The sequence below is a fragment of the Nocardia abscessus genome, from assembly GCF_015477775.1.
In the GTDB taxonomy this organism is placed as follows: Bacteria; Actinomycetota; Actinomycetes; order Mycobacteriales; family Mycobacteriaceae; genus Nocardia; species Nocardia abscessus_A.
In genome coordinates this window covers 1-14060 of the sequence record NZ_JADLQO010000027.1, presented here as the reverse complement: position 1 = coordinate 14060, position 14060 = coordinate 1, and the positions used below count along the sequence as shown (strand labels likewise).

Sequence of the window (14060 nt, the reverse complement as noted above, 5' to 3'; positions counted from 1 at the left end):
GAGACGCTCATGTCGACGTTGACGCTCAACGTCCGGTTCCTCGCCAGGCCGGGTCGCGAGGCGGAATTGCGGAATCTGCTGCAAGGCATGATCGAACCGACGCTCGCGGAGGACGGCTGCATCAGGTACGAGCTCTACCTGCACCCCACCGACCCGAGCCGGATGGTGCTGCTGGAGGAGTGGACCGACGAGGACGCCCTGGCCGCACACTTCCGGACGCCTCACCTGAAAACCTTGGCGACGGCGTTGGAGGACGTGCTGGTCGAGCCGTTCCAGCTTCGGCGGTTCACCGAGATCGGGTAAGCGTGCGGTCCGGCGTTGCGTGCAGCGCCGGACCCCCACGGGCGGCGCTCCCGACCGCGGGGGCCGCGGGCCCTCCCCACCCGACACCCGATCCTCCGGACCGAAGTCCGCTTATCTGCCGGCCCGGTCCGCGCCGTTCACCCACGGGGGCTAACATCCCACGAATATGAGGCCCGAAACACCGCGTGATCGCGTCTGGATCGACAAGCAGACGCCGACCGCGTTCCGCGCGCTGAACAGTGTCGCGAACGAGGTCAGGGCCGCCGCGGCGGCGGTGGGGCTGGATCGCCGGATCGTCGAACTGATCAATCTGCGCGTCTCCCAGCTCAACGGCTGTGCGTACTGCCTCGACGTGCACTACCGCGCCGCCTCTGCGGCCGGGGCCACCGAGCAGGAGATCGCGGTGCTGCCGGGGTGGCGGCGCGGCGGCACGTACACCCCGTTCGAGCAGGCCGTGCTGGCGATCGCGGAAGTCACCGCGACGCTTCCTGGCGAAGACGTCATCGAGCGTGAGTACGCGTTCGCTCGCCGGCATCTGACGGATGATCAGCTGTCTGTCGTCATCTGGGTGGCCACCACGATCGGCGCGTTCAATCGGGTCTCGATCCTCAGCAAGCACCCGGTCCGCGCACGGAAGGAGAAGGGAACCATGACCGAAGCAGCTTCGGAATCCAAGGTTGTCCGCAATGACGAGCGGCATCGCTACGAGGTGTTCCACGGCGGGGAACTGGCCGGTTTCGCCGACTACGAGGAACGCGACGACGAGACGGTGTTCACGCACACCGAGATCGACGGCGCGTTCTCCGGCAAGGGCCTCGGCTCCGTCCTCGCCGGGAAAGCCATCGAGGACGTCGTCGCGCGTGAGCGCGTGATCCGGCCGCTGTGCCCGTTCATCAAGGCGTACCTGGACAAGCACCCGCAGTACGACGCGCACGTGATCGGCAAGGGCGTCACTCGGTGAGCGATCTGGACGCACGTCCGGCCGAGACGCTCTGCGAACCCGCGCCGGGGCCCGGCCCGGTCGCGGAGCAGTATCCGGCACGTGAAGTGCCGCTCGGCGGAGTGCGCGGCGTCTTCGTCGAACGCGTGCTGCCGCAGCGCGATCTGCCGACCGTCGGCGCGTGGTGCTTCCTCGACCGCTTCGGTTCGCCGACGGTCACCAAGACGGGCGCGCCGCCGGACATCGATCCACATCCGCACATCGGCCTGCAAACGGTGACCTGGCCGTTCGAGGGCCGTATCCGGCATCGCGACTCGGTCGGCTCGGATGTGGAGATCGAACCCGGCCAGCTGAACCTGATGACCTCCGGACGCGGCATCGCCCATTCCGAGTACGCGGTCGAGGGCGCACCCGCCGGGCACGGCTTGCAGCTGTGGATCGCGCTGCCCGGTGACCGCACCGGCATCGCCCCGCACTTCGAGCAGCATCGCGAACTGCCGATCGTTGACGCACCCGGCCTCCGGGCGATCGTGCTGATCGGCTCGCTGGCCGGGGTGACGTCGCCGGCGATCGCCTACACGCCGATCGTCGGGGCCGACGTGCGGGTGGAGCCGGGAGCCGACGTCACCCTTCCGCTCGACCCTCGTTTCGAGCACGCGGTGCTGGTGATCGAGGGGCAGGTCACGGTCGCAGGCACCGAACTCGCCCCCGGTCCGCTGCTGTACCTGGGCACGGAACGCGACGAACTGCGGCTCGGCAGTGCGGGTGGCGCGCACTTCGCGCTGATCGGCGGCGAGCCGTTCGGCGAGGAACTGGTGATGTGGTGGAACTTCGTCGGCCGCAGCCATGAGGACATCGTCACCGCACGAGCCGATTGGGAGAACCACGACGTGACCCGCTTCGCCGACATCACGGGCCATCCCCCGCGGCAGCGCATTCCCGCGCCACCGCTGCCCGGGCTGCATCTGAAGCCCCGCAAGCGCCGTATCGGTTCGGCCCGGGACTGACGGGGGCACCCCTCGATTCGGCTCCGTACGCCACGCACCGGCACCGCCGCCGTTCGGTGCCACCCCCACCTCTCGACTCCGCCGGCGTCGGCTGGGCGCGGTAAAGTCCGATCACCACAAGGTTTTCGGTGGGAGGGGGGCTTCGATGGACGACTCGACGCAGCGGGTGATGGCTGCGCGCGAGGCCGTGATGGCACTGGTTCCGTCGCCGTGGAACAGAGAGAAATTCCTGACCGCCCTTGGGGAATGGCGCGGGCGGCCCATCGAGCTGATACCGGTCGCTTCGACGCTGCTACCGGGCACCCTCGAGCCGGGCCGCGGCACACCGTGCGGGCTGTGGCTGGAATGCACGGATGTCGACGTGATCGCCTACGCCGCCGGCACGACCGATTTCCATATCGACCAGATCATCGCGCACGAGACCGGCCATATGGTGCTCGATCACAACGCCGGGTCCGCGGGCTCGGCCGGGGTGCAACGGCTCCTGCCGAGCATCGATCCGACGCTGATCCGGCGAGTACTCGGACGCAGCGAGTTCGCCGACCACCAAGAGGACGAGGCGGAGCTGTTCGCGGACCTGCTTCTGTCCGGCGTCTCGCGCTCGCGCTCCTCGCGACCGATGCGGTCGTTCTGGGGCGGTGAGGGGTGACCTCCTCGGCCCCACCGGTCGTCGCGTGGTTGATCATCGCGGGTAGCGCGGCGGCGGCCCTGTTGCGGCTGGTGTGGCTGCACGGCCGGTCACGGCCCAGCGAACGCCACGTGACCTATGCCCTGATCTGCGCGGTGCTCGCGGCGCTCCTGCGCGAAGGGGCCGTACAGCACGCGCTTGCCGACGCGGGCCTGCTCAGCGTGGGGTTCACGAGGCAACTCGGGACCACGTTCATCGTCGCGACCTTCGCGCCGCTGATCGTGCTGGCGCAATCGTGGTCGGAACGGTGGTCGGAGCAGGCGTCGGAGAACTACCGCAGGATGCGCCGGGCCGTCTGGTGCGCGGCGGGCGTCTCGATGGTGCTGATGCTGCTCCTCGGCGCGCACGCCCGCACCCTGGGGCAGTACATCGACCGGACCGAAGGCTGGCAGACGGTCGCCTACTTCGCGTTCTTCTCCGGCTGGTGCGGCGCGACCGGCCTGTTGGTGCTGGCGGCCAGCGTCCGGGAGCTGCGCGCGGGCCAGTTACGCCCGTCCCACAAGCTCACCTACCTGCTGATCCTGATCGTCGGTGGATGGACGCTGGAAGAGGCCGTCTCGATCTTCGCCAGTTCGGTCTGCGCGGCGACCGGGACGGGTGCGGCGTTCGTCGAGTTCCGGTTCCAGGCCAACGAGAACAACTTCGTCTACATGGTCGGCCTCGGCTCGCTGGCCGCCGGCGTCCGGGTGGGCACCGAAATCGCGCGCAGGCTGGGCGTCGACTCGGCCTCGCGAACCGTACGGCAGCTGACGCCGATGTGGCGGGATCTGGTGACCACGTGCGCCGAGATTCCGCGTCCGTCGCAAGCCGACCCGGACCTGGACCCGCGGCGGCGCCTGCACCGCATGACGGTGGAAATCCGAGACGCACTGCTCCTGCTCGGGCGATTCGCCGAGCCGATACCGGCCGACGTGCCCGCCGATGTCGCCGAGGCGGTGCAGATCGCGCGTGCCCTGCATCGCAAAGCCGATGGCGCGCAGCCGGGTTCCTACCTCCGGCTGCACGCGTCGGCGCCCGGCCGCGACATCGTCGACGAAACCCGCACGCTGCGCCGTATCGCGCGGCATTGGGGCCCGGCACAGACCTACCTTTGCGCACAACTGGACGGAGCAAGATGACCACGACGAACTCCCAGCGCCGAATCCGGGCGAGTGACCGGGAACTGCCGCACCCGCCTTTCCGACTACCGATCGTCGGTGACGTATGGGATCTGCACGTCACCGACAGCAGCCAATGGGGGATGCGCGGCGCCCAGAAATACGGCGGGATCTACGAACGCAACATCTTCGGGACCCGCGTGACCTACGTGTCGGATCCGGACCTGCTGCGCGAAATCAACGACGACGCGCTGTGGGCCAAATTCCTGGGCGTGCCGATCCGGGACCTGCGGACCGTCGCCGGTGACGGGCTGTTCACCGCGCACAACTCCGAACCGAACTGGGCCAAGGCCCACGCCATTCTCGCGCCGTCGTTCACCGCGGCCGCCATGCGTGGCTACCACGCCACCATGCAAGCCTGCGCCGCCGAGCTCGTCGAGTACTGGACGGCCCGCGCAGGCGAGTGGGTCGACGTACCCGCCGATACCAACAAGGTCGCGCTGGAAGTCATCGGGCGGGCCGCGTTCGGCTACGAGTTCCAGTCGTTCACCCGCACCGACCCGCACCCGGTGGTCGCCGCGATGCTGCGGGCCCTGACCTACATCAACCGCGCCGCCTACTCGCATCCGCTGGTCGAACGCACGGTGTTCCGCGAGCAGCGTGCCCAGCACCGGCGGGACGTGGAACTGGTCAACAGCACGATCGATGAGGTGATCGCACGGCGCAGGCGGGAGGGCGCGGGTGAGCACGGGGATCTGCTGGACCGGATGCTGACCGTGCCGGATCCGGAAACGGGAAAGCTGCTCGACCCGACCAATGTCCGGCACCAGATCCTGACCTTCCTCACGGCGGGGCACGAGACCACCGCGGGCGTCCTGGCGTTCGCGCTGCACTATCTGTCGACCAACCCGGTGATCGCCGCTCGGGCCCGACAGGAGATCGATGAGGTCTGCGCAGGCGACAGCCTCGCCTTCGAGCAGGTCGGGAAGCTGCGCTACGTGCGGCGCGTCGTGGACGAGACCCTCCGGCTGTGGCCCACAGCTCCCGGATATTTCCGCAAAGCCCGCGCGGACACGATGCTCGCCGGGCGCTATCCGTTCGAGAAGAACGAGTGGGTGTTCGTCGTCCTGCTCCAGCTGCATCGGCACGAACTGTGGGGCGCGGATCCCGAACAATTCGATCCCGACCGTTTCCTTCCGGAGCGCGTACGCGGCCGCCATCCCGAGCTGTACCGGCCGTTCGGCGTGGGCGTGCGCGCCTGCATCGGCCGCCAGTTCGCTCAGCACGAGATGGTGCTGGTCCTGGCCACACTGCTGCGCACCTTCGATCTGACCTCGGAGCCCGATTACGAACTGCGCGTGAAAGAGACGATTACGTTGAAGCCGGATCGTCTGCGTCTCAGGGTTTCTCGCCGCGAAGGCTAGCCACGACACGCTTCGGCCCCGCTCACGCGACCGGAGCCGAAGCGTCCGTGGCTCAGCCGCGCGCGAGCAGTGCGTCCAGTGCGCGGTAGCTCTCGTTGAGCCCGGTCTCCATGCCCGACTGGAGCATTCCGTCCCGCTCCTGCGGCGTGTGGAACTGACTGTCGGTGACCACCTTGGTGCGGCCGTCACCGAGATCGACGAAGCTGACGCTGTCGATCGCGACATAGGCGGGCATGCCGTCCCACTCGAAGGAGTACACGATCCGCTCCTTCGGGGTGACCTCACGGAAACGGCCCTCGAAACCATGGGTTCCGTCGTCGGAGTGCTCGACGAAACGCCAGTGCCCGCCCGGACGGAATTCCCAGCGCTCGATATCCAACCGGTTGCCACGCCCCCACCATTGGGCGAGCAGCTCGATCCTGCTGTAGGCGTCCCACACCCGCTCGCGCGGGGCGTCGAAGATCCGCTCGATGTGGATCGCGCGGTCGGTGTCGGCCGTGACGACGGCGTCGTTCGTGGTTGTGCTCATCGGTCCTGCTCCGTTCGCTCGAGGAATTCGCCGAGACGGTCCATCCGTGCTTCCACCATCCGCCGGTAGCCCTGCATCCAGGCCACTTCGCGATCGAAGACGTTCGCGCCGAGGCGGCAGTACCGCACCCGGCCGCGCTTCTCCGTGACCACCATGCCCGCCGCCTCCAGCAGCTGGATGTGCTTCTTGACGCCGGTGAGCGTCATCTCGAAGCGCTCCGCCAGCTCACTGACGGTCGCGGGCCCACTGCCGAGGCGTTCGAGAATCCCACGCCGGGTGGGATCCGCGAGCGCTCCGAAGGAGGCATCCAGGAAGTCATACTGAACCATCTAGTTCAGTGTTGCGGAGACGGGCGCCTGCGTCAAGAGGATTCGCACTTCTGATCGGGCCCGCCGAGCGGTATCTTTTCCGGACGAACCGGACACGGGTGCGGCACACGGAAAGAGCACGATGAGGATCTCCCAATTCACCGCGACGACCTTGGTCGCGCTGGCGGCCACCGCGATCACCACGAGCGCCGCACACGCGCAGCCCTCGCCCGAGGACGCGCCGCTCGACCTGCACGGGTCGTTCCACCAGATCGCCTACGAGGTCACCGCCACCGAGGACCGGCGCGCCGCCGTGGCGACCATCCAGGACGGGACGTTCGAGCTCACCCACGACGGCCGCGTCGTGACCGTCTCCGATCGGGACGGCGCGGTGGTGGCCGCGCTGCCGATGACGCTGCGCATCGGGGAGCAGCGCGTGGCGCTGCGGCCCGTGCTCGAGGACGCGGGCCACCGGCTCACCGTCGCGCCGGTCGCGATGGCCGACACGCCGCTGCGCGACATCGGCGCCCAGGAGCGGTTCTACGCCGAGGCCGAGAAGGCCATGCCGACCATCCTCGCGGGCGCGGGCATCGGCGCGGCCATCGGCTTCGTCGTCGGCTTCCCGCTCGGACTGTTCGTGCTGGACTTCATCACGGTGCCCGCCGCCGCGGTCGCGGGTGCCGCGATCGGCGCGATGGCCGGATTCGTCATCGGCGGTGGGCAGCCCGCCGTCGACGCGGCGATCGAGTACGTCACCGCGCCCTAGTCGAGCCGGTCGGCAGGCGCCAGCCGCTGCGTGCCGATCACCCGCAGCAAATCCAGCTTCTCGGCCGCGTCCGTGCCGGGACGCGGTTGGTAGACCAGCAGGCGCTGGGCGGCGTTGGGTGTGAGCAGCGTTTCACAGACGATGTCGATCAGGCCGACCTGGGGGTGCAGGATGCGTTTGATATCCGAGAGCCGCACGGCCACCCGGTGTTCGTCCCAGAGCCGGTCGAACTCGGCGCTCGCCGACCGTAACCGGGCGACGAGTTCGAGCACGTCCGCGTCGCCCGCGCGGCGGGCGGCCGTCGCACGCAGATCGGCGACGTGCCTGCGACCGAGCCGATCCCAGTCCTCCTCCGGGAAGATGGCGCGCGAGGCGGGGTCGGTGAACCAGCGGTAGGGGTAGTACCGGTCCCAGCCGTGCCGCTCGCCGTGATCGCCGACGAGCAAGGTGTGCATCCGGTTCTGCACGAGCACCTCGCCGAGATCGGTGACGACGGTGGCCGCGGTGTCGTCCAGCTTGGCGAGCAGGTGCATCAAGCCGGGGCCCACGTGCTTGTCGGTCGCGTCGCGTCCCGGCGGCGCGTGGCCGCACAGATGGTAGAGGTGGTCGCGTTCGTCGTTGTCGAAACGCAGGGCGCGCGCGAGCGAGGCGAGCACCTGGGTGGACGGACGCGGGCCGCGCGACTGCTCCAGCCGGGTGTAATAGTCGGTCGAGATACCCGCGAGCAACGCGACCTCGTCGCGGCGCAGCCCCGGCGTGCGCCGTCGGACGCCGGGCGGCAAACCCATGTCGGCGGGCGTGAGCTGCTCGCGGCGCCGGCGCAGGAAGTCGGCGAGTTCGGCGCGGTCCATGCCCATACTGTCCTCGGAAACGGCGCGCTCAGCCAGGGATCGCCGCTCCCCCGATAAACGATCTCTCCCGCACCGGTTCCACCCGGCGCAGGCTCGTGCCATGACGACAACGAAGATCCACGAAGTGCGGCTCGGAGCCACCGGCCCGGCCGTCGGCCGTATCGCCCTGGGCGCTATGGGCATGTCCGGCGCGTACGGCGCGAGCGACGACGCCGAATCGATCGCGACCATCCACGCGGCGCTGGATTCCGGCGTCGGCCTGATCGACACCGGCGATTTCTACGGCGCCGGACACAACGAGATGCTGATCGGCAAGGCCATCGCCGAACGGCCACGTGAGGACGTGGTGCTGAGCGTGAAGTTCGGCGCGCTGCGCGGGCCCGACGGCGGCTTCGGCGGCGTGGACAACCGGCCGGTGGCGCTGCGCAATTTCCTGACCTACAGCCTGCGGCGGCTCGGCGTCGACTACATCGACATCTACCGCCCGGCGCGGCTCGATCCGGACGTGCCGATCGAGGACACGGTAGGCGCTATCGGCGAACTGATCGATGCCGGATACGTGCGTCATGTGGGCCTGTCCGAAGTCGGTCCGGAAACCATTCGGCGCGCGGCGGCGGTGCGCCCGATCGTGGACCTGCAGATCGAGTATTCGCTGATCTCGCGGGGCATCGAGGCGCGGATCCTGCCGGTCTGCCGCGAACTCGGCATCGGCGTCACGGCCTACGGCGTGTTGTCGCGCGGACTGCTCAGCGACGCCATCCAGCCGGGAACCACCTTCGCCGCAGACGATTTCCGCGCGCACAGCCCGCGCTTCCAAGGCGAGAACCTGGACCGAAACCTCGAGCTGATCCGCGCGCTGGACGAGATCGCGGCGCGCAAGCACGCTTCGGTGGCGCAATTGGCCATCGCCTGGGCGCTGACCCGCGGCGAGGACATCGTGCCGGTCATCGGCACCCGACGACGCGAGCGCTGGACGGAAGCGGTGGACGCGCTGGACATCGTGCTCACCGACGAGGAGCTGTCCACGATCGAATCGGCCGTGCCCGCCGAACGGGTCGCGGGCGAACGCTACGCGACGGCGCAGATGGCGATGCTCGACAGCGAGCGGTGAGGTCGCGCATGGAGCGCGGAGGCCGAGCCGCGCTCCACAAGAGCTCGCGCAGCCGAGCCTTGCGATGCGATCAGGCTCGGCGAGGACGGAGCACCGCGGTGAACACCGCTGCGGCGACGGTCTTTCCGGTGGCGTCGGTGATGTCCACCGGCACCTCGAGTTCGAGCGGCACTTTCGCCTCGATGTCCGCCCGCATTTTCGCCAGCGTCTCCGCGGAGAACGCGGAGGTGGCGAGGAACGGCCCCGCATCCCCCTTCGCACGGGCTTTGTACTCGATTCGTCCGTCCTTGGCGACGATGAACGTATCCCCCATCAGGTCCACGATCCCCGAAACCGAAGCACCCATCGCGGCGGTCTCCGCCATCCCGAACAAGACGGCGGCATGCAGATCCCCGTTGTGGTTCAGATGCTCCGCCCGCGGCACGACCGACACCACATTCCGCCCCGCCGCGAACTCCTCCCACTCGACCCCGGCGTACTGGATGAACCCCAGCTTCCGGAAACCGGCCACCACCAGATCCCCCAGCGCCGCGCCTTCCATCGCCACCTCCCGAACAGAACTGAAACCCGTTCTAATTCCTACTGGCTCCGGTCCCCTTTGTCCACTACGAGCCGGCGGAAGCGACCTCACGCGGAGTGGCGCGCGGTAGAGCGCCGACGCCGTGCGCGAAGAGGACGGACGAAAGCACTCGGCCCCCGCTCCGAAAGGAGCGGGGGCCGAGTGTCATTGCGGCTGACGGATCAGCGGTAGTCGCTGAAACCGTAGTCGTCGAGCGGAACCGCGGCGCCCGTGGTCTGACCGAAGCTGTCCGGGCTGTAGTAGGTGTCGTCGTAGGACGGCACCGCGTACGCGGCGGCACGGGCTTCTTCGGTCGGCTGCACCTGGATGTTCCGGTAGCGGTTGATACCGGTACCGGCCGGGATCAGCTTACCGATGATCACGTTCTCCTTGAGGCCGATGAGCTTGTCGGAGCGGCAGTTGATCGCCGCGTCCGTCAGAACTCGGGTGGTCTCCTGGAAGGACGCCGCCGACAGCCACGAGTCGGTGGCCAGCGACGCCTTGGTGATACCCATCAGCACCGGACGACCCGCCGCGGGCTCGTTGCCCTCGGCGACGACGCGGCGGTTGGATGCCTCGAACTCGGCGCGCTCGGTGAGCGAACCGGGCAGGAACTCCGTCGCGCCCGAGTCGATGATCGTCACGCGACGCAGCATCTGGCGCACGATCACCTCGATGTGCTTGTCGTGGATCGACACACCCTGCGAGCGGTAGACCTCCTGGACCTCGTGGACCAGGTGAACCTGAACCTGACGGGGACCCATGATGCGCAGCACCTCGTGCGGATCCGCCGCGCCTTCCAGCAACTGCTGGCCGACCTCGACGTGGTCACCGTCGGAGAGCAGACGCTCGGAGCCGTCGTCGTGCTTGAACACCCGCAGACGCTGCCGCTTCGAGAGCTTGTCGTAGACAACCTCTTCGCCACCGTCATCCGGGATGATGGTGATCTTGTAGAAGCGATCGTCGTCCTCCAGCCGCACGCGACCGGAGACCTCGGCGATCGGCGCCTTGCCCTTCGGCACGCGCGCCTCGAACAGCTCCTGCACACGGGGCAGACCGCCGGTGATGTCGTCACCCGCGACACCACCCTGGTGGAAGGTACGCATGGTCAGCTGGGTACCGGGCTCACCGATGGACTGCGCGGCGACGATACCGACGGCCTCACCGATGTCGACCAGCTTGCCGGTCGCCATCGAGCGGCCGTAGCAGGTCGCGCACACACCGGTGCCGGTGGTGCAGGTCAGCACGGAGCGGACCTTCACCTCGGTGATACCGGCCTCCAGCAGCGCCTCGAGCGCCGGATCGCCGAGGTCGGCGCCCTTCGCCACGATGACGTTGCCCTGCGCGTCGACCGCGTCGGACGCGAGCGTGCGCGCGTAGGTGGAGGTCTCCACGTGCGCGTCGCGGATGATCGAGCCGTCGAGCTGCTTCTCCGCGATCGGCACCACGATGCCGCGCTCGGTGCCGCAGTCGTGCTCGCGCACGATGACGTCCTGCGAGACGTCCACCAGACGACGGGTCAGGTAACCCGAGTCGGCGGTGCGCAGCGCGGTGTCGGCCAGACCCTTACGAGCGCCGTGGGTGTTGATGAAGTACTCCAGAACCGTCAGGCCCTCACGGAAGGAGGACTTGATCGGCCGCGGGATGAACTCACCCTTCGGGTTCGTCACCAGGCCCTTCATACCGGCGAGGGTACGGGTCTGGGTGAAGTTACCCGTGGCGCCCGAGTCGACGATCGTGATGATCGGGTTGTCGGCCGGGTAGTGCGCGCGCAGCGCCTTACCGACCTCCTCGGTCGCCTCCTGCCAGATCTTGACCAGGGCGTTGTTGCGCTCCTGGTGATCGAGCGCACCACGCTGGTACTTCTTCTCGATCTGATCCGACTGCGCCTCGTAGCGCTCCATGATCTCGGCCTTCTCCGGCGGCACGAGCACGTCGGACATGGAGACCGTCACGCCCGAACGCGTGGCCCAGTAGAAGCCTGCGTCCTTGAGCTTGTCGACGGTCTGCGCGACCACGATCATCGGGTAGCGCTCGGCGAGATCGTTGATGATCGTCGCCTGACGCTTCTTCGGCATCTGCTCGTTGATGAACGCGTAGTCCGCGGGCAGCAGCTCGTTGAACAGCACCCGGCCCAGCGTGGTCTCGGTGGTCCACGCGTCGCCGCGGCGCCAGCCCTCCGGGAACAGCTCCGCCTCGACGTCCTTCGGCGGGCGCTGGTCGGTCAGCCGGACCTTGATCAGCGAACGCACGGTGAGTTCACCGCGGTCCACCGCCATCTGCGCCTCGGCGGGCGAGGAGTACACGCCCTGCTCCGGCGCGTCCTTGGTGGCCGGCTGGTAGGAACCCTTCGCGCCCTCTTCCAGGCGGGTCAGGTAGTACAGGCCGGTCACCATGTCCAGACGCGGCATGGCCAGCGGCCTGCCCGAGGCGGGCGACAGGATGTTGTTCGACGACAGCATCAGGATGCGCGCTTCGGCCTGCGCCTCCGCCGACAGCGGCAGGTGCACGGCCATCTGGTCACCGTCGAAGTCGGCGTTGAACGCCTCACAGACCAGCGGGTGCAGCTGGATGGCCTTGCCTTCCACCAGCTGCGGCTCGAAGGCCTGGATACCGAGGCGGTGCAGGGTGGGCGCACGGTTGAGCAGCACCGGGTGTTCGGCGATGACCTCTTCGAGGACGTCCCACACCTGCGGCCGCTGCCGCTCCACCATCCGCTTGGCCGACTTGATGTTCTGCGCGTGGTTCAGGTCCACCAGGCGCTTCATCACGAACGGCTTGAACAGCTCCAGCGCCATCAGCTTGGGCAGACCGCACTGGTGCAGCTTCAGCTGCGGACCGACGACGATGACCGAACGGCCCGAGTAGTCGACGCGCTTACCGAGCAGGTTCTGGCGGAACCGGCCCTGCTTGCCCTTGAGCAGATCCGACAGCGACTTGAGCGGACGGTTGCCCGGTCCGGTGACCGGACGGCCGCGGCGGCCGTTGTCGAACAGGGCGTCGACGGACTCCTGCAGCATCCGCTTCTCGTTGTTGACGATGATCTCGGGAGCGCCGAGGTCGATCAGTCGCTTGAGGCGGTTGTTGCGGTTGATCACGCGCCGGTACAGGTCGTTCAGGTCGGAGGTGGCGAAGCGGCCACCGTCGAGCTGGACCATCGGGCGCAGCTCCGGCGGGATCACCGGAACGGCGTCGAGCACCATGCCCATCGGCGAGTTGCCGTTGGCCTGGAACGCCGCGACGACCTTGAGCCGCTTGAGCGCGCGCAGCTTCTTCTGGCCCTTGCCGCTGCGGATGGTCTCGCGCAGCGACTCGGCCTCGGCCTCGATGTCGAAGCTCTCCATCAGCTTCTGGATGGACTCCGCGCCCATCGCGCCGGTGAAGTACTCGCCGTAGCGGTCGACCAGCTCGCGGTAGAGCACCTCGTCGACGATGAGCTGCTTGGGGGCCAGCTTGGTGAAGGTGTTCCAGATCTCCTCCAGCCGGTCCAGCTCACGCTGGGCGCGGTCGCGGAGTTGGCGCATCTCCCGCTCGCCGCCGTCCTTGACCTTGCGGCGGACGTCGGACTTGGCGCCTTCGGCCTCCAGCTCGGCCAGGTCGGCCTCGAGCTTCTGGGCGCGGGCCTCGAGGTCGGCGTCACGCTGGTCGGCGACCGCCTTCTTCTCGACCTCCATCTCGGCCTCGAGCGTGGACAGCTCGTTGTGCCGCAGTTCCTCGTCGACCGCCACGATGACGTAGGCGGCGAAGTAGATGATCTTCTCCAGATCCTTCGGCGCCAGGTCGAGCAGGTAGCCCAGGCGCGACGGCACGCCCTTGAAGTACCAGATGTGGGTGACCGGAGCGGCCAGCTCGATGTGGCCCATGCGCTCGCGGCGCACCTTGGCCCGAGTCACCTCGACGCCACAGCGCTCACAGATGATGCCCTTGAAGCGGACGCGCTTGTACTTGCCGCAGTAGCACTCCCAGTCCCGGGTGGGACCGAAGATCTTCTCGCAGAACAGGCCGTCCTTCTCCGGCTTGAGCGTGCGGTAGTTGATGGTCTCCGGCTTCTTCACCTCGCCGTAGGACCACTGACGGATGTCGTCGGCGGTGGCGAGGCCGATCCGGAGTTCATCGAAGAAGTTGACGTCTAGCACGTAACTTCCTTTCCCCTGTGCGGGTCGAATTCGAGCAAAAGTTCACTAGTTGGGTAATCCGTTGCGGAGGCCGGATGCCGTGGGTGACGGCATCCGGCCGACCGCCTAGTTCGCCAGATCGTCGACGGTGGCCGCTTCGTTCCTCGACAAATTGATGCCCAGGTTGGCCGCCGCGCGCTCCAAGTCCTCGTCGTCGCCGTCGCGCATCTCGATCGCGGCGCCGTCGGACGACAGCACTTCGACGTTGAGGCACAGCGATTGGAGTTCTTTGAGCAGGACTTTGAACGATTCCGGGATGCCCGGCTCCGGGATGTTCTCGCCCTTGACGATCGCTTCGTAGA

At 68.1% G+C, this 14060-nt stretch carries 14 protein-coding genes; 8 read left to right on the top strand and 6 right to left on the bottom strand.

Features of this window, described 5'->3' with window-relative positions; translation table 11 throughout:
• Positions 1–9: 9 nt before the first annotated feature.
• From IU450_RS37305 to IU450_RS37280, 6 genes are all read left to right on the top strand, one after another.
• Positions 10–303, top strand: coding sequence for a putative quinol monooxygenase (locus tag IU450_RS37305; RefSeq protein ID WP_195154434.1), 294 nt, complete (start codon positions 10–12; stop codon positions 301–303).
• Positions 304–469: 166 nt separating this feature from the next.
• A complete protein-coding gene (locus IU450_RS37300; protein ID WP_195154433.1) occupies positions 470–1264 on the top strand; it encodes an N-acetyltransferase in 795 nt (264 codons plus the stop codon).
• Entirely contained in the window at positions 1261–2250 is a 990-nt protein-coding gene (locus IU450_RS37295; protein ID WP_195154432.1) for a pirin family protein, read from the top strand. The genes IU450_RS37300 and IU450_RS37295 overlap by 4 nt, the downstream gene beginning before the upstream one ends.
• Before the next feature lie 145 nt (positions 2251–2395).
• A complete protein-coding gene (locus IU450_RS40415) occupies positions 2396–2899 on the top strand; it encodes a hypothetical protein (RefSeq protein ID WP_228835673.1) in 504 nt (167 codons plus the stop codon).
• Entirely contained in the window at positions 2896–4056 is a 1161-nt protein-coding gene (locus IU450_RS37285; RefSeq protein ID WP_195154431.1) for an MAB_1171c family putative transporter, read from the top strand. The genes IU450_RS40415 and IU450_RS37285 overlap by 4 nt, the downstream gene beginning before the upstream one ends.
• The gene (locus IU450_RS37280; RefSeq protein WP_195154430.1) at positions 4053–5459 is read left to right on the top strand and encodes a cytochrome P450; all 1407 of its coding nucleotides are present in this window, start codon (positions 4053–4055) and stop codon (positions 5457–5459) included. Before IU450_RS37285 ends, IU450_RS37280 begins: the two co-directional genes overlap by 4 nt.
• A 52-nt stretch (positions 5460–5511) precedes the next feature.
• Here the strand turns inward: IU450_RS37280 and IU450_RS37275 are convergent, their stop codons facing one another.
• Positions 5512–5988, bottom strand: a complete 477-nt coding sequence (locus IU450_RS37275; RefSeq protein WP_195154429.1) for an SRPBCC family protein — start codon at positions 5986–5988, stop codon at positions 5512–5514.
• Positions 5985–6317, bottom strand: a complete 333-nt coding sequence (locus IU450_RS37270) for an ArsR/SmtB family transcription factor (protein WP_195154428.1) — start codon at positions 6315–6317, stop codon at positions 5985–5987. The genes IU450_RS37275 and IU450_RS37270 overlap by 4 nt, the downstream gene beginning before the upstream one ends.
• A gap of 121 nt (positions 6318–6438) precedes the next feature.
• On the opposite strand from IU450_RS37270, the gene IU450_RS37265 reads away from it, so the two are divergent.
• Complete coding sequence (locus tag IU450_RS37265) at positions 6439–7062, top strand: hypothetical protein (RefSeq protein ID WP_195154427.1); 624 nt, start codon at positions 6439–6441, stop codon at positions 7060–7062.
• Here the strand turns inward: IU450_RS37265 and IU450_RS37260 are convergent.
• The gene (locus IU450_RS37260) at positions 7059–7913 is read right to left on the bottom strand and encodes a helix-turn-helix transcriptional regulator (protein WP_195154426.1); all 855 of its coding nucleotides are present in this window, start codon (positions 7911–7913) and stop codon (positions 7059–7061) included. The two genes, IU450_RS37265 and IU450_RS37260, sit on opposite strands and share 4 nt — an antisense overlap.
• A 100-nt stretch (positions 7914–8013) precedes the next feature.
• Here IU450_RS37260 and IU450_RS37255 point away from each other — a divergent pair, with 100 nt between their 5' ends.
• Positions 8014–9024 carry an aldo/keto reductase gene (locus tag IU450_RS37255; RefSeq protein ID WP_195154425.1) on the top strand — a complete coding sequence of 337 codons (1011 nt, stop codon included), beginning with the start codon at positions 8014–8016 and terminating at the stop codon, positions 9022–9024.
• A 70-nt stretch (positions 9025–9094) separates the two neighbouring features.
• Here IU450_RS37255 and IU450_RS37250 read toward each other — a convergent pair whose 3' ends face one another.
• From IU450_RS37250 to IU450_RS37240, 3 genes are all read right to left on the bottom strand, one after another.
• Positions 9095–9565 (bottom strand): PaaI family thioesterase, encoded by a 471-nt coding sequence (locus tag IU450_RS37250; protein WP_195154424.1) that lies wholly within the window; start codon positions 9563–9565, stop codon positions 9095–9097.
• Positions 9566–9765: 200 nt separating this feature from the next.
• On the bottom strand, positions 9766–13719 hold the full coding sequence (locus tag IU450_RS37245) for a DNA-directed RNA polymerase subunit beta' (protein WP_195154423.1): 3954 nt from the start codon (positions 13717–13719) through the stop codon (positions 9766–9768).
• A 105-nt stretch (positions 13720–13824) separates the two neighbouring features.
• A partial coding sequence (locus IU450_RS37240; RefSeq protein ID WP_195154422.1) for a hypothetical protein occupies positions 13825–14060 on the bottom strand: 236 nt, incomplete at its 5' end.